Annotated in this window: 23 protein-coding genes; 11 read left to right on the forward strand and 12 right to left on the reverse strand. The window is 45.6% G+C overall.

Translation table 11 applies throughout. The features are described 5' to 3' along the window. Window positions 1-5 precede the first annotated feature (5 nt). The 4 genes from OCV11_RS12380 (at window position 6) to xni (ending at window position 6,445) form a co-directional block, all read left to right on the forward strand. Window positions 6-2,273 (forward strand): tetratricopeptide repeat protein, encoded by a 2,268-nt coding sequence (locus OCV11_RS12380; protein WP_373332789.1) that lies wholly within the window; start codon window positions 6-8, stop codon window positions 2,271-2,273. Window positions 2,274-2,642: 369 nt separating this feature from the next. Next, window positions 2,643-3,944 (forward strand): GGDEF domain-containing protein, encoded by a 1,302-nt coding sequence (locus OCV11_RS12385; protein WP_261893185.1) that lies wholly within the window; start codon window positions 2,643-2,645, stop codon window positions 3,942-3,944. 265 nt (window positions 3,945-4,209) lie between these two features. Then, on the forward strand, window positions 4,210-5,568 hold the full coding sequence (gene ppnN, locus OCV11_RS12390) for a nucleotide 5'-monophosphate nucleosidase PpnN (protein WP_261893186.1): 1,359 nt from the start codon (window positions 4,210-4,212) through the stop codon (window positions 5,566-5,568). A gap of 82 nt (window positions 5,569-5,650) precedes the next feature. Next, on the forward strand, window positions 5,651-6,445 hold the full coding sequence (gene xni, locus OCV11_RS12395) for a flap endonuclease Xni (protein WP_261893187.1): 795 nt from the start codon (window positions 5,651-5,653) through the stop codon (window positions 6,443-6,445). Between the two features lie 69 nt (window positions 6,446-6,514). Here the strand turns inward: xni and rlmM are convergent, their stop codons facing one another. The 7 genes from rlmM to pomA form a co-directional block, all read right to left on the reverse strand. Further along, complete coding sequence (rlmM, locus tag OCV11_RS12400; protein ID WP_261893188.1) at window positions 6,515-7,606, reverse strand: 23S rRNA (cytidine(2498)-2'-O)-methyltransferase RlmM; 1,092 nt, start codon at window positions 7,604-7,606, stop codon at window positions 6,515-6,517. Next, complete coding sequence (locus OCV11_RS12405) at window positions 7,603-8,004, reverse strand: DUF423 domain-containing protein (RefSeq protein ID WP_261893189.1); 402 nt, start codon at window positions 8,002-8,004, stop codon at window positions 7,603-7,605. The genes rlmM and OCV11_RS12405 overlap by 4 nt, the downstream gene beginning before the upstream one ends. Further along, entirely contained in the window at window positions 7,994-8,623 is a 630-nt protein-coding gene (locus tag OCV11_RS12410) for an alpha/beta fold hydrolase (protein WP_261893190.1), read from the reverse strand. Before OCV11_RS12410 ends, OCV11_RS12405 begins: the two co-directional genes overlap by 11 nt. Continuing rightward, entirely contained in the window at window positions 8,616-9,524 is a 909-nt protein-coding gene (locus tag OCV11_RS12415; RefSeq protein WP_261893191.1) for a transcriptional regulator GcvA, read from the reverse strand. Before OCV11_RS12415 ends, OCV11_RS12410 begins: the two co-directional genes overlap by 8 nt. 478 nt (window positions 9,525-10,002) lie before the next feature. Further along, entirely contained in the window at window positions 10,003-11,451 is a 1,449-nt protein-coding gene (gene thiI, locus OCV11_RS12420) for a tRNA uracil 4-sulfurtransferase ThiI (protein WP_261893192.1), read from the reverse strand. 191 nt (window positions 11,452-11,642) lie between these two features. Beyond that, window positions 11,643-12,623: a flagellar motor protein MotB gene (locus tag OCV11_RS12425; RefSeq protein ID WP_261893193.1), complete on the reverse strand. Its 981-nt coding sequence runs from the start codon at window positions 12,621-12,623 to the stop codon at window positions 11,643-11,645. A gap of 12 nt (window positions 12,624-12,635) precedes the next feature. Beyond that, complete coding sequence (pomA, locus tag OCV11_RS12430) at window positions 12,636-13,400, reverse strand: flagellar motor protein PomA (RefSeq protein WP_261893194.1); 765 nt, start codon at window positions 13,398-13,400, stop codon at window positions 12,636-12,638. Window positions 13,401-14,026: 626 nt separating this feature from the next. On the opposite strand from pomA, the gene xseB reads away from it, so the two are divergent. Genes xseB through dxs form a run of 3 tightly spaced genes read left to right on the forward strand, consistent with a single transcriptional unit; the run spans window position 14,027 to window position 17,057 of the window. Further along, on the forward strand, window positions 14,027-14,269 hold the full coding sequence (xseB, locus tag OCV11_RS12435) for an exodeoxyribonuclease VII small subunit (RefSeq protein ID WP_068716050.1): 243 nt from the start codon (window positions 14,027-14,029) through the stop codon (window positions 14,267-14,269). Window positions 14,270-14,286: 17 nt separating this feature from the next. Further along, window positions 14,287-15,171: a (2E,6E)-farnesyl diphosphate synthase gene (gene ispA, locus OCV11_RS12440; RefSeq protein WP_261896297.1), complete on the forward strand. Its 885-nt coding sequence runs from the start codon at window positions 14,287-14,289 to the stop codon at window positions 15,169-15,171. A 20-nt stretch (window positions 15,172-15,191) separates the two neighbouring features. Then, window positions 15,192-17,057, forward strand: a complete 1,866-nt coding sequence (gene dxs / locus OCV11_RS12445) for a 1-deoxy-D-xylulose-5-phosphate synthase (protein WP_261893196.1) — start codon at window positions 15,192-15,194, stop codon at window positions 17,055-17,057. Window positions 17,058-17,202: 145 nt separating this feature from the next. Here the strand turns inward: dxs and truC are convergent, their stop codons facing one another. Both truC and OCV11_RS12455 read right to left on the reverse strand, forming a co-directional pair. After that, window positions 17,203-17,940, reverse strand: coding sequence for a tRNA pseudouridine(65) synthase TruC (gene truC / locus OCV11_RS12450; protein ID WP_261893197.1), 738 nt, complete (start codon window positions 17,938-17,940; stop codon window positions 17,203-17,205). Continuing rightward, a complete protein-coding gene (locus OCV11_RS12455) occupies window positions 17,934-18,254 on the reverse strand; it encodes a YqcC family protein (RefSeq protein WP_261893198.1) in 321 nt (106 codons plus the stop codon). The genes truC and OCV11_RS12455 overlap by 7 nt, the downstream gene beginning before the upstream one ends. Window positions 18,255-18,418: 164 nt before the next feature. On the opposite strand from OCV11_RS12455, the gene OCV11_RS12460 reads away from it, so the two are divergent. Both OCV11_RS12460 and OCV11_RS12465 read left to right on the forward strand, forming a co-directional pair. Next, window positions 18,419-19,456 (forward strand): DUF3549 family protein, encoded by a 1,038-nt coding sequence (locus tag OCV11_RS12460; protein ID WP_261893199.1) that lies wholly within the window; start codon window positions 18,419-18,421, stop codon window positions 19,454-19,456. Between the two features lie 5 nt (window positions 19,457-19,461). Then, on the forward strand, window positions 19,462-19,767 hold the full coding sequence (locus OCV11_RS12465) for a DUF3301 domain-containing protein (protein WP_261893200.1): 306 nt from the start codon (window positions 19,462-19,464) through the stop codon (window positions 19,765-19,767). Here the strand turns inward: OCV11_RS12465 and OCV11_RS12470 are convergent. Further along, on the reverse strand, window positions 19,718-20,248 hold the full coding sequence (locus tag OCV11_RS12470) for a GNAT family N-acetyltransferase (protein WP_261893201.1): 531 nt from the start codon (window positions 20,246-20,248) through the stop codon (window positions 19,718-19,720). The genes OCV11_RS12465 and OCV11_RS12470 overlap by 50 nt on opposite strands. A gap of 880 nt (window positions 20,249-21,128) precedes the next feature. Between OCV11_RS12470 and OCV11_RS12475 the strand changes: the two genes are divergently transcribed. Continuing rightward, window positions 21,129-21,431 carry a hypothetical protein gene (locus OCV11_RS12475; RefSeq protein ID WP_261893202.1) on the forward strand — a complete coding sequence of 101 codons (303 nt, stop codon included), beginning with the start codon at window positions 21,129-21,131 and terminating at the stop codon, window positions 21,429-21,431. Beyond that, a complete protein-coding gene (locus OCV11_RS12480) occupies window positions 21,428-21,877 on the forward strand; it encodes a YaiI/YqxD family protein (RefSeq protein WP_261893203.1) in 450 nt (149 codons plus the stop codon). The genes OCV11_RS12475 and OCV11_RS12480 overlap by 4 nt, the downstream gene beginning before the upstream one ends. A gap of 95 nt (window positions 21,878-21,972) precedes the next feature. Here OCV11_RS12480 and ykgO read toward each other — a convergent pair whose 3' ends face one another. Further along, a complete protein-coding gene (gene ykgO / locus OCV11_RS12485; RefSeq protein ID WP_038152722.1) occupies window positions 21,973-22,098 on the reverse strand; it encodes a type B 50S ribosomal protein L36 in 126 nt (41 codons plus the stop codon). Window positions 22,099-22,148: 50 nt separating this feature from the next. Beyond that, window positions 22,149-22,394, reverse strand: coding sequence for a type B 50S ribosomal protein L31 (locus OCV11_RS12490; protein ID WP_261893205.1), 246 nt, complete (start codon window positions 22,392-22,394; stop codon window positions 22,149-22,151). Window positions 22,395-22,443 lie beyond the last annotated feature (49 nt).

The following is a 22,443-nucleotide window of genomic DNA, read 5'->3' on the forward strand; positions in this document are numbered from 1 at the left end:
CAATAATGATCATAACTCGCTGGCAATCTTGGTTTGCTCTGTTCATGTTGACCGCGTCGACACTCGTTCACGCGACCATTTATTCATCACCAACACTGAACGAAGCCGCCGGATTAGTCGATATTGCCCCAATCCAAGCCAAGGCCTTAGCCAGCGAGTATCTCAATCAGCGCCGCTTGACGGACAAAGCAGAAAAAACGCCGACCACCATGGCGCGAGATGAAGCAGACAGCCGTATTCGAACGCCCGGTAGCACAGTCGATGCGATGGAGCTTCTGGCTCAAGCCGAATTTAATCTTGGTAATGCCCTAACCGCTTATACCGTCTTAGAACAGGCAGAAAAGCTCACCGAGCAATATCAACTCCCATACTTAAACCTTGATGTAAAACTTCTGCATACTCGCTTGCAATGGGTTGATACCGAAAGTGCTGCCAATGCCAATCAGGCCTTAGACGGCATTGAAGCAGCATTTAAAAACATTCAAAACGCAGACCAGCTTGCGACTGGCATTGAATACAAATTGCTGATGCTACGGGCAGAAGTGGCCTCGAAAGCAGGACAAATCACAACTGCCAACCAGCTTTTTGCCAACGTTCAAAATTACCTCAACAAAATAAAATCGACCAAAACTGCCATTGATTACCACATTACCGTGGGTGAGCACTATCTCGACCACGAGCGTTACAACCTCGCGTTGTCAGAACTGTTACGTGCTTACTGGGATGCGATAGAAAATGATTCAGGGGCACAGCTGGCGAAAACAAACACCCTATTAGGTCGACTATTCTTCGAACGTAGAGTGTTAGACAAAGCGTTGCTCCATCTTTCTCAAGCTGCTGATTTTTATGGCAAATATGAAAAGTCCCCGGTATTAGCGCGCGTGCTCAAACGTATGGGTGACACCTACTTTTTGCAGGGCAAATACAACCTCGCCTTGGTGCACTATTTCAACGTCATCGACCATGAAAGTAGTAACAGCGATATCGAACAAGTGATTGAAACTCGTCTCTCCTTAGCGGCGACTTATCTGCAGCTGTATAACTACCCGCTGGCTAGCCAGTACCTAAAACGTGCTGAGGAGCTGCTAAGCTATAGCGACATTCCGCGCCTCAAAGCCAAAGTTGCACTGCTCAACGCAGGTCTCGCTTTCCATCAGAAAAAAACCAGTGACGTAATTAACTACTCGACCAAGGCCCTACAAATCAGCCGAGCATTAAATGATGCAGATCTAGAAGAGCAGGCGTATCAATTGCTCTCTGAAGGCTATGAGCAATCGGGTCAACTGGCGCGTGCACTGCAAAATATGAAGTATCACAATCATCTTGCGCAGCTGCGTCAAGACAAACTCAATCGGATTAGCGAAGATGCGTTTCGCCAGCAAAAAGAGTTCGTTGAGCAAACCTTGCACATGGCTGGTCAAGAGGAAGAGCTTAAACGCCTAAAACAGGAATACAGCAAATTCCAGAAAATTGCCTTTGCTCTATTTATTACTTCAGCGTTATTTTTCCTTTTCTTACTGCGCCGTGGTTACATCATTCAGCGCCAAAAAGATGAGATTGAAGAGCTGAACAGTAACCTATTTACTCACTCGCGATCACGCTTACGCAACCTACGTATGCTCAACGCCAAACTGGCAACCTCGCTTGAAAAGAGCAGTCGTAGTTTTGAAGAGTGGCATATTGGGGAATTAATCAATGAACCGCTCAACGACCGCTTGCGCTTTGTGATGGTGGATATCCCGTTTATGCGTAACATGTATCTGCAACACGGTTACACTGGCGGACTAGAGTTAGAACATGCGTTTGGGGCATTTTTGAAATCCAAACTGACTGGCGATCAGCGCATTTACCATTTCTCCGACTCCAACTTGCTGTACATCGAACCCAATACAGATCGAAACCGCCCACCGGAAGAGATGTTTGAGCTGTTCCAATCATGGATCAATGAATTCGAGCCTCATCGCCATCTCAATCGTAATATTCGTGTTGGGATTGCGGATTACCCATTCCTACCACGGGCTTATACAGCAATTAACGATAAAGAATTGTTAGACATCCTGCTGATGGCAACCGACATCGCTCGCGGCTTGAGCTTGCAAGAAAACAGCAGTCATTGGGTCTACTTTAGAGCGATTGATAACGCCCCTGCGGCAAGTTTTGCTTCGAATAATATTCGTCGCTCTTGTAAGTACGCAATTAATCAAGGTTTGGTAAAAGTGCAATCTTCGTATAAAAATGAAGACACCATTAAGAAACTCTTAAAAGCTGGTTAATTTTCCATCACTTAAGCAATTAGTGAGGTGACGAATCAATTTATTTTGATATTATCGCCAATAGGTCTAATCAATGAACTTTTACACCATATTCAACTAGTTTACTAGATAGGTTAGTGAATAGCGTTCTCAATAACGAAGTGCTTTAACACCGATTATTGCGCACAAATCTCCGTTTTTTTGGACTTAAGACAAAGTTTCGTTGTGGCAGATACGCACAATATAAGCATCAAAGCACTTTCTCTCTTTGATGCTTTTCGACCTTAGCATTTAATTGCATATTTCTTAGCTTCCCATCGTGATGAACTAAGACCTTTTGATCTAACTGATCTTTTTTGTTCCTTAACCAGTGGCATTGGAGCACTTGTAATGCAGCACAGTCTGGCAACTGACAACCCGACCCCAACGTTAGCAGAACAGCTACAACGTAGCAGCGAATGTTTGCTTCGGGTCCCGCATCTGCCAGAACGCGTAAAACGCGAACTACGTGACCTTATTAACTTTGCTGCATCACAACGAATTGATGACAATGAGAAAGCCTCACGCTTACTCAATCTCTATGAGATCACCATTAAGATCCTCAGTACCAACCGCGAGAACACTGCCCCGAATAACTTAGGTTTTGATGCCAGCAGTGATCAGTTAAAACGCCTTAACAAAGAGCTACAACATGTTATCACTGAGCTTGATTTCGAAGGTGAATACGGTGATTTACTGGTCGACATTCGTGCCAAATTGCTGCTCGGCGTCAGCTCTAGTGCTTTACTAGAACTGACACTACAAGTGTTGCAGTTGGTGGTATTAGGTACTGAAAATGAACGTAAAAGTTCAGAGAAGTTTCTCGAACAAACCCATGAGTCACTCTCTAATATCAGCACCAATTCAGAGCAGATCATCAGTCAAACTCGCAGTGATTTTGTACAGCGCCAAAGCTTGCATCAAGAACTTAACGGGCTGGTAAAACGCAGCCAGAACTCTCTTGCGTTAGACAAAGACTTTGCCTCATTGCTTGGACGAATGACGCCACTCGTTAAAGAGCTATCACAGCTTTCTGAGCGTTTTAATTTGTCTGAAGCACGTGAGCAAGCGTTGCTGGAACAGATCCAATACGCGAAACGCCAAATTGATACCTTAAGCGACATGACTAATGACTATCGACGTCGTTTAGAAGATCAGGCAAAACGTCTACTGCTTGATCCACTTACCAAAACGCTTAATCGTACCGCCTTCAACGACCAACTTGAGTTGGAATATCGTCGTTGGATTCGTACTCAACACAACTTACGCATCGTGTTGTTTGATATCGATAACTTTAAGCAGATCAACGAAAACTTTGGCTACAGTGCCGGAGATAAAGCGCTGAAAATCATCTCCCGTAACATTGGCAAAGAGCTTAATCAGTCCGATACCTTAGCTCGTTTTGGTGGCGAGGAATTCGTGGTTATTTTGCCCGAATATCAAGACCAAGAAGTATTGGCGTTGATCCAAAAAGTGCAGCGTAACATCGCCTTGCTCCCGTTCAAATTTCGCGATCGCAGCTTAAAAATTACCGTGAGTGCCGCCTGTACTTCGTTTAAAGAATCTGACACACCGGAAGTCGTACTAGAGCATTTAAGTAAAGCGCTTTCTGAAGTAAGAGATTTTGGCTCTAACCAACTCTCTTGGAAATAATTCCACCCAATACGAGTTAAAAACCTTGGTTCTCCAATAACATCCCCCTCGCGCAACTGGTCGAAAAATAAGCTATTCTTAGCAAAGATTGTGCTCATCGTCACATCTTTGATGTTGAGCAATTTCCGAACACTAAAGATGCACACTAGATTGTTATAAACAAAATATATCAATAAGTTAGTGACCACCTAAGTCGGTTATGCTCACGCCCTTCTGACATCAGCACCTCAAGGTGGTTTGATTTTCCTTTGCAAAGGAGACCAGTATGATCACACAAGTCAGCCCAGCGGGCAGCATGGATTTGTTATCGCAGCTGGAAGTTGAAAAATTAAAAAAGACAGCCACAAGCGAACTGTATCAGCTCTATCGTAACTGTAGCCTTGCCGTGCTCAACTCTGGCAGCCATACCGACAACTCGAAAGAGCTGCTCGATAAATACCAAGACTTTGATATCGATGTCATGCGCCGTGAGCGCGGCATCAAACTCGAACTCATCAATCCACCAGAACATGCGTTCGTGGATGGACAAATTATTAAAGGCATCCAAGAACACCTATTTTCAGTGTTACGAGATATTGTTTATCTCAACTTGCATCTTGGCGCAACGCCGCAAGCCTGCTTAGAAGATTCAACTTACATCACCAATCGCGTCTTTGCGATTTTACGTAACGCAGGCGCTCTGATTCCGGGCATTACCCCTAATCTAGTGGTGTGCTGGGGCGGCCATTCGATCAATGACATTGAATACCAATATACCCGTGAAGTGGGTAATGAACTGGGATTACGTGAACTCAATGTTTGCACCGGGTGCGGTCCGGGTGCTATGGAAGGCCCAATGAAAGGGGCTGCAATTGGTCATGCGAAACAGCGCTACACCGAGCAGCGTTATCTTGGTTTGACTGAACCGTCTATTATTGCGGCAGAGCCGCCTAACCCAATCGTGAACGAACTCATCATCATGCCAGACATCGAAAAACGTCTGGAAGCGTTCGTCCGTATGGGGCACGGGATCATTATCTTCCCGGGCGGTCCAGGTACGGCCGAAGAGTTGCTGTATATTCTTGGCATCATGATGCATCCCGATAATGCAGAGCAACCTTTGCCTATCGTGCTAACCGGTCCTAAAGAGAGTGAAGCTTACTTTCGCTCAATAGATCAGTTCATTGGCGACACACTAGGTAAAGAAGCGCAAAAACGCTATCAAATCGTGATTGGTGATCCCGCTGAAGCAGCACGCATTATGAAAAAGGCGATGCCTGTGGTGCGTCAACATCGCAAAGATATGGAAGATGCCTACAGCTTTAACTGGTCACTTAAGATTGAACCAGAATTTCAGCATCCCTTTGAGCCAACTCATGAAAACATGGCCAACCTTGATTTGCATTTAAATCAAGCCCCTCAAACCTTAGCCGCTAACTTACGTCGAGCGTTCTCTGGTATTGTGGCGGGTAATGTGAAGGCTGAAGGTATTCGCGAAATTGAGCAAAATGGTCCATTTGAAATTCATGGCGAACCTGCGTTAATGAAGAAGATGGACACCTTGCTAAAAGATTTCGTCGCGCAAAATCGGATGAAATTGCCTGGCGGTTCCGCTTACGTTCCATGCTATAAGATTGTTCAATAACAGCTTTGGCTCGCCGTAAGGTAGTATTCCTAGTCAATATCATTACAATAAGGGCTTATTAGCCCTTATTTTCTTTCTGTTTATGTCAATTCATCTGGTCATTATCGACGCTCTTAACCTTATTCGCCGCAACCATTCGGTTCAACCGGATCCCAACGATATTGCCCGGACGATAGACACCACCAGCAAAACGCTTACTCGCATCATCAATGAAGCCCAACCTACCCATATGATTGCGGTATTCGACCATCATCTGCAAGACCGAGGTTGGCGTGGTGACATTCTGCCAAGCTACAAGGAAGGCAGAAAGCCGATGCCTGAACCGCTAAAAAATGGATTAGAAGCTATTCAAGATGCGTGGTGGCAATTGGGTATCGATTCCCTACTCTCAAGTGGCGATGAAGCCGACGACCTCGTGGCCACCTTAGCGCTCAAAGTCGCAGCGCATCAAGAGAAAGTCACTATCATTTCAACGGATAAAGGCTACTGTCAGTTGCTCTCTCCAACCTTGCAAATCCGCGATTATTTCCAACAACGTTGGTTAGATGCGCCTTTTATTGAGCATGAGTTTGGCGTAAAACCAGAACAGTTGACCGATTATTGGGGCTTGGTTGGCGTGAGTTCGAGCCAAGTTCCTGGCGTTCCGGGCATTGGACCCAAAGCCGCAAAAGAGATTTTGACTCAATTTACCGATATCGAAGCGGCCTTTGCTAGTGATGAATTGGCCTCTAAATACCGTAAAAAGCTCGATGAACACATTGATATGGCAAGGCGCTGTAAGCAAGTGGCGACCCTTAAAACCGATATTGAGCTGGGCTTTAATTTGCAAGACATCCGCTACACTGGGCCAAACGAGTCACAAGAGTCGGTTCAATAACCGCGAATGTTGTTTGATGGATAAAAAAATAGCGCCCATGGCGCTATTTTCAATTTATCTTCTCCGCTATTAATGAGGGGAGATATTCGATAACACTTGTATGTGAACCGTAATTTCTTCACGGTCGTGATAAAGGTGTTTAGCTTGCATACGGAATTTAACGCCGTTTTGAATAAGGAAGATTTTCAGGTTTTCGATATCCTGTAGTACTTCGTCATAACGACCTTTCATTGGCAATTTAAGGTTAAATAGCGCCTCTTTTGCCCAACCAGCAATCAACCACTCACCCATCAGCTGAGCAACGCGTGATGGTTTCTCTACCATGTCACACACTAGCCAAGTGACGTTCTTACGTGCAGGCTCAAACTTAAATCCATCGACCATATGATGTTTAACTTGACCTGTATCCATCAAGCTTTGCGCCATCATACCGTTATCAATCGCATGCACGAACATTGAACGAATCACCAACTGATAAGTCCAGCCGCCAGGACACGCACCTAAATCAACGGCCCACATACCCGGAGCTAAGCGCGTTTCCCACTCTTCACGAGGAATAAATACGTGAAAGGCTTCTTCGAGTTTCAACGTTGAACGACTTGGCGCATCCGCTGGGAATTTCAGACGAGGAATCCCCATAAAGAACTTAGAGTTGTTATCTGAATAAGAATACCCCGTGAAGCAGTGTCCAGGAGCCACAAAACAGACATGCAGCACTGGCTTCTTCGGGTTCTCATTTTTCAGCAATAAGCCTTTACCACGCAATGCTTGACGCAGTGGCACAGTAAATTTGCGGCAGAACTTTAGCAGCTCTTTTGCTTCGTTGGTGTCTGGCGTTTCAACACGCAAGTCACCACATTTAGGCATGCTTTCATCTTCAGCCAAGCCTTCCAGCAGCGGCGAAATACGGTCATCTGTTGGGAGATCCTGACACTCAGCCACCACCGCAAACATCTGGCGCGAAAAGATCAGAGAATTGAAGTCGATTTGACGAATCAGTTTCTCTGCATCTCCATCCTGATAGCATTCGAACAATACATAACCTGTATTGCTTTTTAAACGCGGAAAACCAAACACTTCCAGTTGGGTTGCCTTATCCTGAATCTCACCTGCACACTCTTTTTCAAAACCAGAGCGGCAATAGAGCATCACTTGTTTCACGACTTCACCTCGTTAATTTTCAGTGCAGCAACAACAAAGTACACCCAGCCCAAAATGAACAGGAGACCACCAAACGGCGTGATTGGTCCAAACCATTTCACACCTGTTAGCGCAAGAGCGTACAGACTGCCACTAAAACAAAAGATGCCGATGATAAAGCAAATTGCTGCACGGCTGAAATACTTTCGTGCCAAAGGCGCATTTACTTGCAATAACATCAGTACACCACAGAGCAAAATCGCTGCGGCATGAATAAATTGATAATGCACGCCCGTCTGAAACACTTCCACCATAGGCAGAGTGATCATTTTCTTCAGGCCATGTGCTGCAAAAGCCCCAAGAATCACACCTAAGCCAGAGAATGCGCCACCAATGGCTAATAACGACTTACTTTGCATCTTGATACACCTCAAAGATATAGGCACTGAGCAGTTCAATGACCATTTGAATATTGTCCGGTTCAGTATGTCCGGAAGACTTGCGGGGTTTAAAACTGTGGTCACCATCAGGGATAAACGCACAGCGAATTTGGTCGCTGAGTACGAAATGTTCGAACTCTTCACGCTGCCCAAAAGTATCTCGCTCTCCCTGCAATATAAAGCAAGGCTTGGCTATCTCTGCCAAGTGCTCCCCTTTAAAGCGTTCAGGTTTACCCGGTGGGTGAAATGGATAACCAAGACAGGCAACGCCTGCGACTTGAGGATGCTCCCATAAGAGTGACGCCATCCGTCCTCCCATCGACTTACCACCAATCACCACAGGGCCATTGGCGTACTGTTCAATTACCTGAGCATAGGCTTCTAAAAGCTTAGGCGCTCGATCCGGTGGAGACTTTTTACCGGTTAAAGCTCGCTTGACCATATAAGGGAAGTTAAAACGCAGCACTCGAATCCCCTTTTGCGCTAGACCTTGCGCCACTCGTTCCATAAAGTCGTGGTGCATATCTGCCCCTGCGCCATGAGCAAAGATGAATAAGGGTTGATGCTCTGCACCATTAATTAGAACCAACTCACTCATCCAGCATATCCTCTTGTTCACTGCGCGCGGTTTTCAGCATCCAATCGCGGAAGGTCGCAATACGTCCCATGTCAGCCTGCTTCTCATCGCACACGACGTAGAAGGCATTGGGCGTCATTAATATTTCATCAAAGGGAGCAATCAAACGGCCAGCATCCATTTCAGGTTTGGCTAATACGTTATTGCCAAGGGCAATCCCCTGCCCATGAATCGCTGCTTGCAGCACCATGGTGGTATGACTAAAGATAGGACCATGATTGACATTAACACTCTCTAAACCATGATCTTTGGCGAACTGTTTCCAATAGTGGCGCGACGTGTCATGCAATAGTGTGTGGTTAGCAAGATCAGCGAGCTTTTCAAGAGGCTTAGTGCCGAGCAGTAGGTTAGGCGAACAAAGCGGAATCAAATATTCTTGATAGAGCAGATCAGTTCGCAAGCCCGGCCAGTGACCACGACCGTAGTAGATAGCAACATCCACATCATCGGTGAGCGAGCCTTCGTCTAGATCCACAGCTTTAATTCTGACGTCGATGTCCGGCTCTTTTTGATTGAAGTCAGAGAGACGAGGCACCAACCACTGAATTGCAAAACTTGGTGGTAAACTGATCGTCAGTGCACCTTTTTCAGTACGCTCTAACAGCTTATCGGTTGCTTCAGCAATTGAACCAAAAATATCTTTAATATCAGAAAAGTATCCTTGTCCTTCTTCGGTTAGCAGCAAAGAACGGTTACGACGACGAAACAGTTTTAAACCTAAAAACTCCTCCAGTGCTTTAATCTGATGACTCACCGCTGCTTGAGTCACAAATAACTCTTCAGCTGCACGAGTAAAACTTAAATGTCGAGCCGCCGCTTCAAACACTTTTAGTGAGTTTAATGGGGGTAATCTTCTAGACATAGGCATGTTCTACCATGGATTAGTTTTTCTTATGTGAAACATTATAAATTGTCCGTTGCTAACCAGCCAGAGAAAATCTATATTTCGTCCCGCAGCAAAAGCCTGAACGGCTTGATTCGTTTTCGAATCAATGGGTTTTTGTTGCGATGTTGTGTTTGCAAACTCGAATTTCGAGTTCGGTAGTTTCTACCATCCGGTTTTGTACAGTTATCCCCTGTGCAAAACTTACTTCCTGTATTTATTTTTTGACCTGTCTGTCAAATATTCTTCACCGCCTTATATGGCGGTGTTTTTTTATCCAAAATTCAAGCAATTCCAGCTCAGCACCTCTTTGCCAAAATCGACTTATCTTAACTCAGATCGTTCTGATAACCAGCTTACATCGATCACTCTGTTAGCGTTAGGCATAAAAAAACGCCGCGACAGCAAGGTCAGCGGCGTTACAAATTCATGTCAAATGTATGAATTTTTCTATCGATTAAGGGCGATAAACTTTAACGTTATTGAACCCTTGCTCTTTCAGATAAAGTGCCTGCAAACGACTCATCACCCCACGGTGACAGTACAGCAAGTAAGTTTTAGATTGGTCGAGATCACCAAACTTAGTCGACAGCTTGTAGAAAGGAATGTGGGTTACTTCCACACCTTCGATTTCTAATGGGCTCTCTTCTTCTTCGTCTGGGCTACGAATATCCAATACCACTGCTTCGCCTTGAACAACGTTAACCAGTTCCACTTCAGGAACCGCTTCTTCGCTCTCTTTCGCGATATCGCGAATGTCCATTTGGCGTGCGTTGTACACCACTTGCTCAAGGATGCTGAAATCAAATTTCGCTTCTTCTGCTTCCAGTTTCGCTTTGATCGCTTTAACCGTTGGCTTACGCGAGATCACACCACAGTATTCAGGCATAGTCTTGGCAAAATCTTCTGTGCCGATTTCACGAGCAAGATTAATGATGTCTTCTTTATCCCAGTTGATTAAAGGACGCAGAATCAAGGTATCGGTTACACCGTCAATATGGCGCAAGTTAGTCAATGTTTGACTTGATACTTGGCCAAGTGCTTCACCGGTCACCAACGCTTGAATATCAAACTTCTCAGCGATCATACCTGCAGCGCGCATAAACATACGTTTTAATACCACGCCCATTTGGCCATCATCAACTTTTTCAAGGATTTCAGCCACTACCGGTTCAAAATCAATCGCTAGGAAACGTACCTTGGCTGAAGAGCCGTACTTATTCCATAGGTAATGCGCAACCTGTTTAACCCCAATTTCATGAGCAGGACCACCGAGGTTGAAGAAACAGTAATGCACTTTTGAACCACGTTTGATGTGCAGGTAGCTCGATACACCAGAGTCAAAACCACCCGAAATTAGGCTCAATACATCTTCTTGGGTTCCTAGCGGGAAACCACCCAGACCTTTGTAACGAGCGATAATTTGGTTGAGCAGTTCATCTTGTACTTCAATGTTGATAGTCACATCTGGATTTTTCAACTTCACTTTTGCACTAGCAACCGCTTGGTTCAAACCACCACCAACATAACGCTCAACCTCAATAGAGGAGAAATCATGTTTACCGCGACGTTTAGCGCGCACGACGAAGGTTTTACCTTCAATCAGATTACGATTGCGTTCTAACACTTGTTCATAAATGTTGTGCAAATCAGTGAAGTTGGATTGCTCAACTTCTAACACATGGTGAATACCCGGTGTATGAGTCAAGATTTCCAATACTTCTGGGTAGAACTTATCGCTCTCCGCGGCCACTTCAATATGGTCACGACGGTTAAATACCGATACGCCTTCCGTTCTACGCTGGATGATGATGCGAATGTTGCTCTCGAGAATCTTTGTGAAGCGCTTACGCACAGATTCACTTTTGACATAAATTTCTGGATGTGGCTTAACAATAAATTTCATAGGTATATTCGCAATCTGAGTAAAACGTCTGGCAAGCGGACTCTGTACTGACTCATACCGAATGGCAAGGGTACATCAAGCGCTACCGCTAAGGGGGCGGGATTATACACGATCTCTTCTGTTCGGGGAAAGCCTATGAAAAAGGCAAGCTCGAAAGCTTGCCTTAATTAATTGTAATTGCTTAATTTTTACTATTTAGCACCGTTCGTTGTTGGCGCAGAATCCCCTGGTAATGACGGAACTTCCTGACTGTACAACGGTTCACCTTGCATGATGCTGATCTCCACACGACGGTTTTCCGCACGATGTTCAGGAGTATCGTTTGGCACTAAAGGTGCCGTATCTGCCAAACCACGCACTTGCAAGCGATCATGATTAAAGCCTTTCACACTCTCCATCTCTTGGGCAACAGACACGGCACGTTGTGCTGATAAGTCCCACAGTGAGCGATAGAGCTCAGAATCAATCGGTTGGTTGTCGGTGTGACCCGTAATGCGAATCTTACCGGGAATATCTTTAACCAGTTCGGCAATTTGGCGCACCAAAGGACGGAACTTAGGCTGTAAGAAAGCAGAGCTGGCTGGAAACGCCCCTTTTTCTTTAATTCGAATCACAATTTGTTGGCCAAGGTTCTCTACTTCAATCGCGCCTTCAGCGATTTCGCGTTGCAACGCCTTTTGGATCTTCTCAACCGTCGCATCTACTTCCTCTTCAGACATCGCTTCAGATTGCTGCTGTTGCTGCTCTGCATCTACGTTCTGGTTCATTTCGGTTGAAGTTTCGGTCGACTGTCCACCAGTGAGCGTTCCCGCATCACGTTGTGTACCGCCAGAACGGTCCTCATCACCCTCTTTAAACTCGAGCGTTTGCTGAGTGATATCGATAGTCTGCTGCATGATGACATCAATAGGCGTTGGCTCTGGACGGCCAGGTCGAAACTCTTGTGCGATGATACTGGTGCCTTTCGGAATGTCTTTCACTTCCAGCTTGTTTTGCACCCCGAAAGCGAACTTCATCGAACCAGCAATTTGTTTAAACTTCAGTACGTCCATTTCGGAGAACGAAAGGAGCAATACGAAGAAGCACATCAACAGTGACATAAGATCAGCAAACGTCCCAAGCCATGCAGGCAACCCTGGGGGGGGACATTTACATTTTGCTTCGTCATCCATACTTCACTTCCACTATTCGTTATCTACATCAAGAACACGTTTCCCTTCGCTCAGGTAGTTTTTCAAATAACTATCAATAACACGTGGGTTTTGACCATCTTGAATAGCTAACACGCCATCCATTATCAGTCTGCGGTTTAGTGTTTCTTGCTCTCGACGTAAGGCCAATTTATCAGCAATAGGGAAGAACACCATGTTCGATAATACTGCTCCATACAAGGTGGTTAACAATGCCACTGCCATTGCCGGACCAATCGACTTAGGGTCATCCATGTTAGACAACATAGCAACCAGACCAACCAGCGTACCAATCATCCCCATCGCTGGAGCTACGTCACCAAAAGCACGGAATACTAAGCTCCCCGCTTCATGACGTTCGTTGGTCAACGCAATGTCTTTTTGCAACGTTGAACGGACAACGTCAGCATCGTGACCATCCACCAGCAAATCAATCCCTTTTTGCATAAACGAGTTGGTAATTTCCATCTCTTCCAGTGCTAAGAAACCGCCTTTACGCGCTGCGTCTGCCATTTCTACGATTTTAGCGATTAAATCTTCGGGCTCATCCGCCTTAAACATGAACGCTTTACCTGCAATTTTGGCTGCACCAAAAAATTGCCCCATGGTAAATTTCATCATGACAACGAAAATCGAGCCCCCCACTACGATCAGGATGGAGGTCACGTCGATAAACATCGACAAACTACCACCTAAAATCATCGCCATTGTTACGAAGCCTAGGCCACCAATCAGCCCTAACAGCGTTGCTAAATCCACGAAGTGCTCCTCTGCTACTGTTCGCGTCTACCCGTTTCTCTATATTTTATCGGCAAGATTATCAAATCCTTAAATCAATAACAGCAAAAGAGCACCAACCACTTTTGACTATGGCACTCTAAATGAACTTACCTGAGGCTTGAGAAACCACTTTTCTTTGTGATTTGAGTATATATCCAAGGCTGTCTGATGTGCAGGTTTTAGAGCTATCAGAACAAGCGCACTTCAATCAATATCACATTCAAAACAAAATTATTCAGCGCACTGCAGCTCGAATCGCTTTTAGCCGCGAGCCTTAGCCACTTGAAATAACCACTCGTTGCGGATGAACATCAAAAAAACCTGGACTCAGTGTACGCGGAAACTGTGTTAGAATGCACTAAAACTCAGATAGATAGTCAATCTCAAATCGCGATCAGATAGAGATACCCCTGAGTCACTCCTTCTTTGACAATACAAAATGCAGAAAAATGCACCAAGGGAACCAGTATCTCTTGTTTAGCTGTAGTTTTTTTTACAGAGATGCTAACGAACTTGCTCTATTTGTGACAAAATTGCTCGGTTAAATTTGACCGTAGGTATTCCCTAAGGTAACTTTCGTGCATCTTTCTCAAGGTAAAATGATTATGGCGAGCAAAAAACCGGAAAATATGTCCTTTGAAGAAACCATCAGTGAATTGGATCTTCTCGTTGAACAACTCGAAAACGGGGACTTAGTTCTGGACGAAGCGCTGAAAAAATTTGAACGCGGTATCGCCCTGACTCGATCAGGCCAAGCTAAGCTTGATGAAGCCGAACAGCGCGTCAGCATTTTGCTCAGTAATAATGATGATGCCCCATTGACTGATTTTGCCCAAGAGCAAGAATGATGGAAGAAAAGATCTCTATGAATGAGGCTTTAACCTCTTTACAAAAAAGAAATAATCTACAACTTGACCAATGGTTGAACCGCCTACCAAACCAACAACAAAGCCTGATTCAGGCGATGCGTTACGGTTTATTACTCGGCGGCAAACGCGCACGTCCCTTCCTCGTCTACATTACAGGACAGATGTTAGGCTGCCGTTTAGAAGACCTCGATACGCCAGCATCGGCTATCGAATGTGTTCACGCTTATTCATTAATCCATGATGATCTCCCTGCCATGGATGACGATGAATTGCGTCGTGGTCAAGCCACCTGTCACATCAAATTTGATGAAGCGACCGCCATTTTAACCGGAGATGCTTTGCAAACTCTGGCGTTTACCATTTTAGCTGAAGGCGCTTTATCTAATGACGGTGAACAGCAACGAATTAAAATGATTCAGATGCTTGCAGAAGCCTCGGGCGCGCAAGGCATGTGTCTTGGTCAAGCATTAGACTTAGCGGCAGAAAACCGCTCAGTTGACCTTGAAGAACTGGAACGCATTCACCGTAATAAAACCGGCGCTTTGATGCGCTGTGCCATTCGCCTCGGCGCACTTGCTGCCGGAGATAAAGGCGTCGCGGTGTTGCCTCAGTTAGATCGTTATGCCAATGCGATTGGCTTAGCATTCCAAGTTCAAGATGACATTTTGGATATCATCAGCGATACCCAAACGCTTGGTAAACCGCAAGGATCTGATGAGCAATTACACAAAAGTACCTATCCAGCCCTACTCGGCTTACAAGGTGCTATGGATAAAGCGCATACTCTGCTAGAAGAAGCGCTTCAAGCATTAGAAGCGATTCCTTATAACACTGAGTATCTCGAAGCGTTCGCCCGATACGTTATCGAGCGCAAGAACTAACACTATAAGCGCGCATCACTATGACTCTTGATATTTCAAAGTATCCAACGTTAGCACTCGTTAACACACCGGAAGATCTACGTAGCCTGCCAAAGGAGGTATTGCCTCAACTTTGCGATGAGCTCCGTGAATTTTTGCTTAACTCCGTTAGCCAATCCAGTGGTCACTTAGCTTCCGGTCTCGGCACGGTCGAATTAACTGTTGCTCTCCATTACGTTTACGACACACCGAATGATCAACTGATTTGGGACGTGGGCCATCAGGCTTACCCGCATAAAATCTTGACTGGTCGTCGTGAACAAATGTCGACTATCCGCCAAAAAGATGGTCTACACCCTTTCCCATGGCGTGAAGAGAGCGAATATGACACGCTCTCGGTTGGTCACTCGTCTACCTCAATCAGTGCCGCATTAGGCATGGCGATTGCGGCAGAGAAAGAGGGCAATGGTCGCAAAGTGGTGAGTGTGATTGGTGATGGTGCGATCACCGCTGGGATGGCGTTTGAAGCCATGAACCACGCCGGTGGTATTCATCCTAATATGTTGGTGATTCTAAACGACAACGAGATGTCTATCTCTGAAAACGTCGGCGCGCTGAATAATCACCTTGCTCAATTGTTATCCGGTAACTTCTATACCTCTATCCGTGAAGGTGGTAAGAAGGTGCTTTCGGGTCTACCACCGATCAAAGAGTTGGTGCGTCGTACCGAAGAACACCTGAAAGGTATGGTGGTTCCAGGCACTCTGTTTGAAGAACTGGGTTTTAACTATATTGGTCCAGTTGATGGTCATGATGTTCTTGAGCTGATCAAAACCATCAAAAACATGCGTGAGCTAAAAGGCCCACAATTTTTGCATGTGATGACCAAAAAAGGGAAAGGCTACGAACCCGCGGAAAAAGATCCGATTGGTTATCATGGCGTACCGAAATTTGACCCGAATGCTGATTCACTGCCTAAGAGCAAATCCACCAGCCCAACCTTCTCCAAAATCTTTGGTGATTTCCTGTGTGATATGGCTGCGCAAGATCCAAAACTACTGGCAATCACTCCAGCAATGCGCGAAGGCTCAGGCATGGTGCGCTTTTCCAAGGAGTATCCCGAGCAATATTTTGATGTAGCGATTGCCGAGCAACACGCGGTCACCTTAGCGACGGGCATGGCCATTGGAGGTTATCACCCGATCGTTGCGATTTACTCTACCTTCTTGCAACGTGGTTACGATCAACTGATTCACGATATCGCTATCATGAATTTGCCAGTGATGTTCGCTATCGACCGCGCAGGTTTAGTGGGTACCGATGGTCAAACTCACCAAGGTGCGTTTGACTTAAGCTTTATGCGCTGCATTCCGAACATGACCATCATGGCACCAGCCGATGAAAATGAATGTCGCCAAATGCTCTATACCGGTCACTTACACCAAGGGCCAAGTGCCGTGCGTTACCCTCGCGGTACAGGCATGGGCGTTGAGCTTGAAGCACAGTTGACTGCCTTACCTATCGGTAAAGGCCGCATGCTGCGTCAGGGCGAAAAAGTCGCCATTCTTAACTTCGGTACGTTCTTACCAAGCGCGTTAACGGCAGCTGAAGCATTGAATGCGACTGTGGCGGATATGCGTTTTGTTAAGCCACTTGATGAGCAACTGATTCGCGATTTAGCCGCCTCTCATGATGTGCTGGTAACCATTGAAGAGAATGCAATTGCCGGTGGTGCAGGTGCTGGGGTAATTGAATTTATGATGAAAGAAAAAATCATCAAACCTGTGCTTAACTTAGGTTTACCAGACGAGTTCGTGGCTCAAGGTACTCAAGAAGAGCTGCATGCTGATTTAGGTTTGGACGCCGCAGGTATCGAGCAATCGATTCGCGAGTATCTTGCCCGTTAAGCATCTTGCGAGATAAGCAGTTACTTTACATAATCTTATCGGCCTCAATTTTATTGAGGCCGATTTTTTATGCCTGAAATATCGCGACTACTGTAACTTCAGTGAGCGCTAGCTTTGATCCTCGAGCATATGGTGGACACCAAAATCATAGCGAACTCGATAAATGTGGATTAACCCACTCAAACTCGGTAAACAATCTCAACCACGTCTCATCAAACCCCGCTCGAATCACGGTTTCCGCTTGGGTGTACGGATGGACAAAACGCATTTCGCTACAGTGCAGCAATAAGCGATGCACATCGTATTGCTCGCGATATAACCGGTTATGACGACCTTCACCATGGCAGGTATCACCCACAATTGGGTGTCTTAAGTGTGCCATATGCCGACGCAATTGATGTTTACGCCCAGTCTTAGGTTTGAGCTCGACCATGCCATAACGGGTGGTTGGAAAGCGTCCAGTAGAATGAGGTACTTCCACTTGAGCCAAAGGGCGATACTCAGTCACTGCCTCTTGCGCTTCTTTATATTGATGCGCTTTTTTGTCAGTAATCTTATCCAACTCCTCTTTGAGTGGATAATCGAGGATCCCCTCTTCTGCTACCCAACCGCGCACAACGGCATGATACGTTTTTGTCATCGTATGAGACGCAAATAGCGGCATCATATCGCGAGCAACTTCGCTCGAAAAACCAAAAATGAGCACACCGGATGTGGGGCGATCAAGGCGATGTAGCGGATACACATGTCGCCCTAATTGGTCGCGCAAGGTTTGCATAGCAAAGACGGTTTCATGCTTATCCAACCATGAACGGTGTACTAGCATGCCTGCCGGTTTGTTAATCGCGACAAAATAATCATCTTGGTAAACGATTTCTAGCATAGGTGACTCGCCTCATCGATAGTACGAATGACACGAATAACAGCGCGAAACTCGGGTTGATCGACCCAAGCTTGCTCAAAATAAGGAGTCAATGCGAACCCCGTTGGCACCCATTCAGTTGCGAGTAACTCACTCAGTTTAGGAATGAAAATCCACTGCAGCCATTCATGAGGCTCAAGGGTATCTAAAGCAAAAGGTTCACTACTTGCCAACGCTTCATCCGAAGGAGCGAAAGATTGCCACACACCTAGGCGCTGCAGCTCATATTCCAGCTCATTCAAAGCATGTTCTAATTCATTAAAAGACGTTGTCATGCACTATTCCATCATCATCTCATGGGGGTTCAAGCGAGGTATTTCCCTCAAAGCAGGCATGGTATGCAGTTATGGCAAAAATGCAATGGTTGGAGAGTGGTTTGATCAAAAGGAAGTATAGGTTAACATGAGCGCTGCAAAGAAAACTTGGGCCGTTGATTTCCATGGAAAACCTTCAAACTCTTAGCCAACTGCTTAAAACCAGTGGCAACCACTACAAAGTGTTCGACCTCGGTCGACGTATTCAATGCCTAGATAACGAGCAGTTTGCTCAAGTAGAACAAGGCTATCAACCGTATCCATTTCCTGTACAACGTACCGCGCAATTAGCCATAGCTTACTGGAACGAGAGTCATCAGCCGTGGATTTGGTTTCTCAAGTTTGAACTTGATGAGCGCGGGTTATTGCAACAGGCGCACGTTAGCCAATTCATTCAATATGTGCTTGAAGCGATGGGCTCACGTCTCACCAATGAATTGGACGAAGAGCAGCAACAAAAACTGAGCAATAACCCATTCACCTTCAAACCTCATGAAGACAAAATGGCGATGTTTCATAGCTTAATTCGTGCTCATTTAGGTCTTTCTTGCAGCCAGTATTATGAACATGCTCAGTTCTATTTCACCGGCGGTTTAGGTTGGGATAACTGGCAAACAGTGGGTCTGCAAGGTATTACCGATATGTGCGCGCGTATCAGCCATGAAAATAACGGTGTGGTATTGAGAAAAGCGCTGCGTCAACTGCCAAACCAGCCACTTTATGCCTTGCTAGGCGCGTTAGAACACATTGATCTACCAGAGAAATTGGCTGATCGTTTAGTTGAGCTGGCTCAAGACCAGATCGCATCCGATCAACCGGATCTGTTTTTACTATCGGCATTAGTTCGTTCTCTCGCCGGCGCTCCAGCTCAGCAACTCGAGCAACTGGTCGATGCCTTATTGACTAACCCTACGTTGAGCCACCAAGAAATTCTTATCGGTATCGCAGGACGTTCTTGGCATGTATTGGCAGAAACAGGACGGGCACAACGCTTTTTACTGCGCTTAGCGCAAACAGGAAATCAAAGCCTATTTAATCACCTCTTTGCTGATTTGGTGATGTTACCGCCACTGCGCATGATTATTCTGCCGCTGCTGCATTCAAGTCCATCCCCTGAGCTTACGCAAGCGTTGCTGGAATTGCAGCGACAGACAAAAGGATAATTGAGATGGAGCACCTGTTGAATCTACTGTTGGTGTTTTTGGTCTGCTTTGCTTTTTGGCAGCAACGCCGCCAATCAGAGATCGCCAAAATGGTGATTCAACGCCAGTGCGATCAACTGCAGCTGCAACTCGTCAGTGTTGCTTTCGGTCGGCACCATCTAAAAACGCCACAAGGAGCGTGGCGTTGGCATACGGTGTATTGGTTTGAGTTCTCATCACTAGGTGATGACTGTTATCAAGGTCAGCTCATCATGTATGGTTTTAAAGCGGGTAAGTTTCACTTACCACCACATCATCTGCCTGATGCATAGCAATGCTGCGCCATTCAAAACAGTAGAATGGACCAAAATCATCTTCATCAATTCCTGCCATAGTAAAGCCGAGTTTGCGCAAAATGGCGATGCTCGCTTCATGGCCTATATTCGCCGTTGCCTTAACGTGGGTCAGATTTAACTGCTGACAAATATGAGGGAAATAGGCTTTTAACGCTTCAGAGGCGAGCCCTTGCCCCCAATAAGCTTTATCAAAAATATAAGCCAGTTCAGCTTGATTATGTAGACCTGTTTCTACGTAAACATGCCCCATATATTCGCGGTTATAGTTATCTAACACCGCCATGGCATGAATATCAGGATCCCCAATAACACGTTGGAATAATTTACGTGCTGAGGCGACGGTTTTGGGGCCATTCATTTGCGCGCGGTTTTTAGCACAGCAGTTAAGCATCAGAAATTCAGACTCTAATGCTTCAGTGTAAGGAATCAACAGCGTCCTACGTGTCACTATGGTCACGGACAATCCTTGTGAGATACAAACTCAAATAACGAACGTTCCTTTTCAGTAGGGAAAAGGAAAATCATCTGGGAAGAAATGGATACGTATTTTGTGCCTTCTCCCGGAACAGAGAAGGTACTCAGATCAAAATTTACGCTTTTGATAAAGTGACAATCAAGAAAAGCCCCGATACCAACGTATCGGGGCTTCATTCTTACTCGCAGCAGTCCGGCTACTATTCGTGCTCCATGCATCATCCGTAATAGTGGCATCATCCTTTTGCCTCATCCTCGCATCGCCATCCTAGCGGTGTCCGAACTATCCTTGATACGATGCATTCCTACATCGTGCTCATCACTTGTTCCTTGAGCGGTGTCCCTTCCATCATCCTGATGGTTTCCACCTATTCCTTTGGTTGATCCTGAGCAATCCTTGCCAGCCTATGAATCCGTATAAGCTGCAGTATCCAAACTGAATCCTAACCATCCTTGCAACGGTATATCCTCATACCGTCTCTTCATCCTGAAGACGCCCAACTCCGTGGCGATTTATCCGTGTCAGTTTCCGTCCGACCCCTTCAATCTACCTCTTTATGGTTCAGAAACAATGCCCTCATAGCATAAAATTCTAGCCACTCACACTTACCTGACAATAAACAACATAAAATCAATATGTTAAATCAATATTGAGATAACATCCCCAGCATAAAAAGCCTATTTCTTACGTAACGTGTGAGAGATCTCTCACACGCCATCGCCTATTTTGCTCTTGGGGATTTGACCTAAGGTGATGGTGAAGTACACAAACCCCGAACGAGCCTCATCTGCCCATGAGTTAACACTGCATTAAAAAGCGAATTAGGTATAATAAGTGCAGTCGTTTTAGATAAGGAAACACCATGCTCACCAAAGACGTATCAGATGAACTCAAAGCCATTTTTGCTAGCTTAGATGCGCAAGGCAAAGAACCCAGTGTCGCGTTGGTCAAACACCGCCTTAGCACCTCGGTACCCATGCCAGCTCTGATTAACGCCATCCGCAGTTGGAAGAGCCAAGCCAAAGTGCCGAAAGTGGAAGTGGCACAGCCCGAGCCAGAGATCCAATCTAGCGAACAACGTATCGCGGCATTAGAAACACAAGTCGCAGAACTGATTAATCGTCTTGAAGCATTGGAAACGCAGTTAGCAGGAAAAGCACAATGAAAATTTGGGTTGACGCTGATGCATGTCCAAAAGTGATTCGCGAGACACTGGTTCGCGCCGCAGAACGTACCAATTTTGAAACGACCTTCGTCGCCAACCATCTGGTCCCAGTACCCAAACGCGCTAACATTCGTACCTTACAAGTGATGAGTGGCTTTGATGTGGCAGATAATGAGATTGTCGTGCGGGTTGAAGCGGGTGACTTAGTGATTACCTCTGATATTCCACTTGCGGCTGATGTGATAGCGAAAGGTGCTCATGCTCTTAGCCCGAGAGGCGAGCTGTTTACGAAAGAGAATATTGGTGGTCGTCTGAATATCCGTGACTTTATGGATACGATGCGCTCAAGTGGCATTCAAACGGGTGGCCCTGCGGCACTTTCCCAGACTGAACGTCGCGAATTTGCTAGCCATTTAGACAGAATCATTGCTCGTGCGATGAAATGAGTCTAGCCCTCGATAATGGAGGGCAGACTCACTCGCTTTAAGGCAAGTCCTGCGCAAAGCTAAAGTCTAAGGTCTTACGTTAGGATCGTTAGAGATTAGCGCTGAACGGCTTTAAAGCGAGGGTTCGTTTTACAAATAACGTATAGACGTCCACGACGTTTCACGATTTGGCAATCTGGGTGACGGTTTTTCGCGCTTTTTAGCGAACTTAACACTTTCATGGTGACTCCGGATAAAATAGCTAATATTTTGATTGGTTAGATGGTTGGCGTTATTTGAACATACCAAAACGGTCTTTGAATCGAGCGATACGACCTTGTTGAGTCGCCACACGTTGTTTCCCGGTATAGTACGGATGAGATTCAGATGAAACCTCAATCGTTACATAAGGGTATGTTTCACCTTCAAACTCAATGGTTTGTTTAGTTTGAACAGTCGAACCAACCACAAAGTATTTGTCGATGCTGGTATCGTGGAAAACCACTTTACGGTAGTCAGGATGAATACCTTCTTTCATGTGCGCCTCTTTTCATCTAATTGTTATGTTATAACATGCTAATTAGAAA

Source organism: Vibrio porteresiae DSM 19223 (assembly GCF_024347055.1).
GTDB lineage: Bacteria > Pseudomonadota > Gammaproteobacteria > Enterobacterales > Vibrionaceae > Vibrio > Vibrio porteresiae.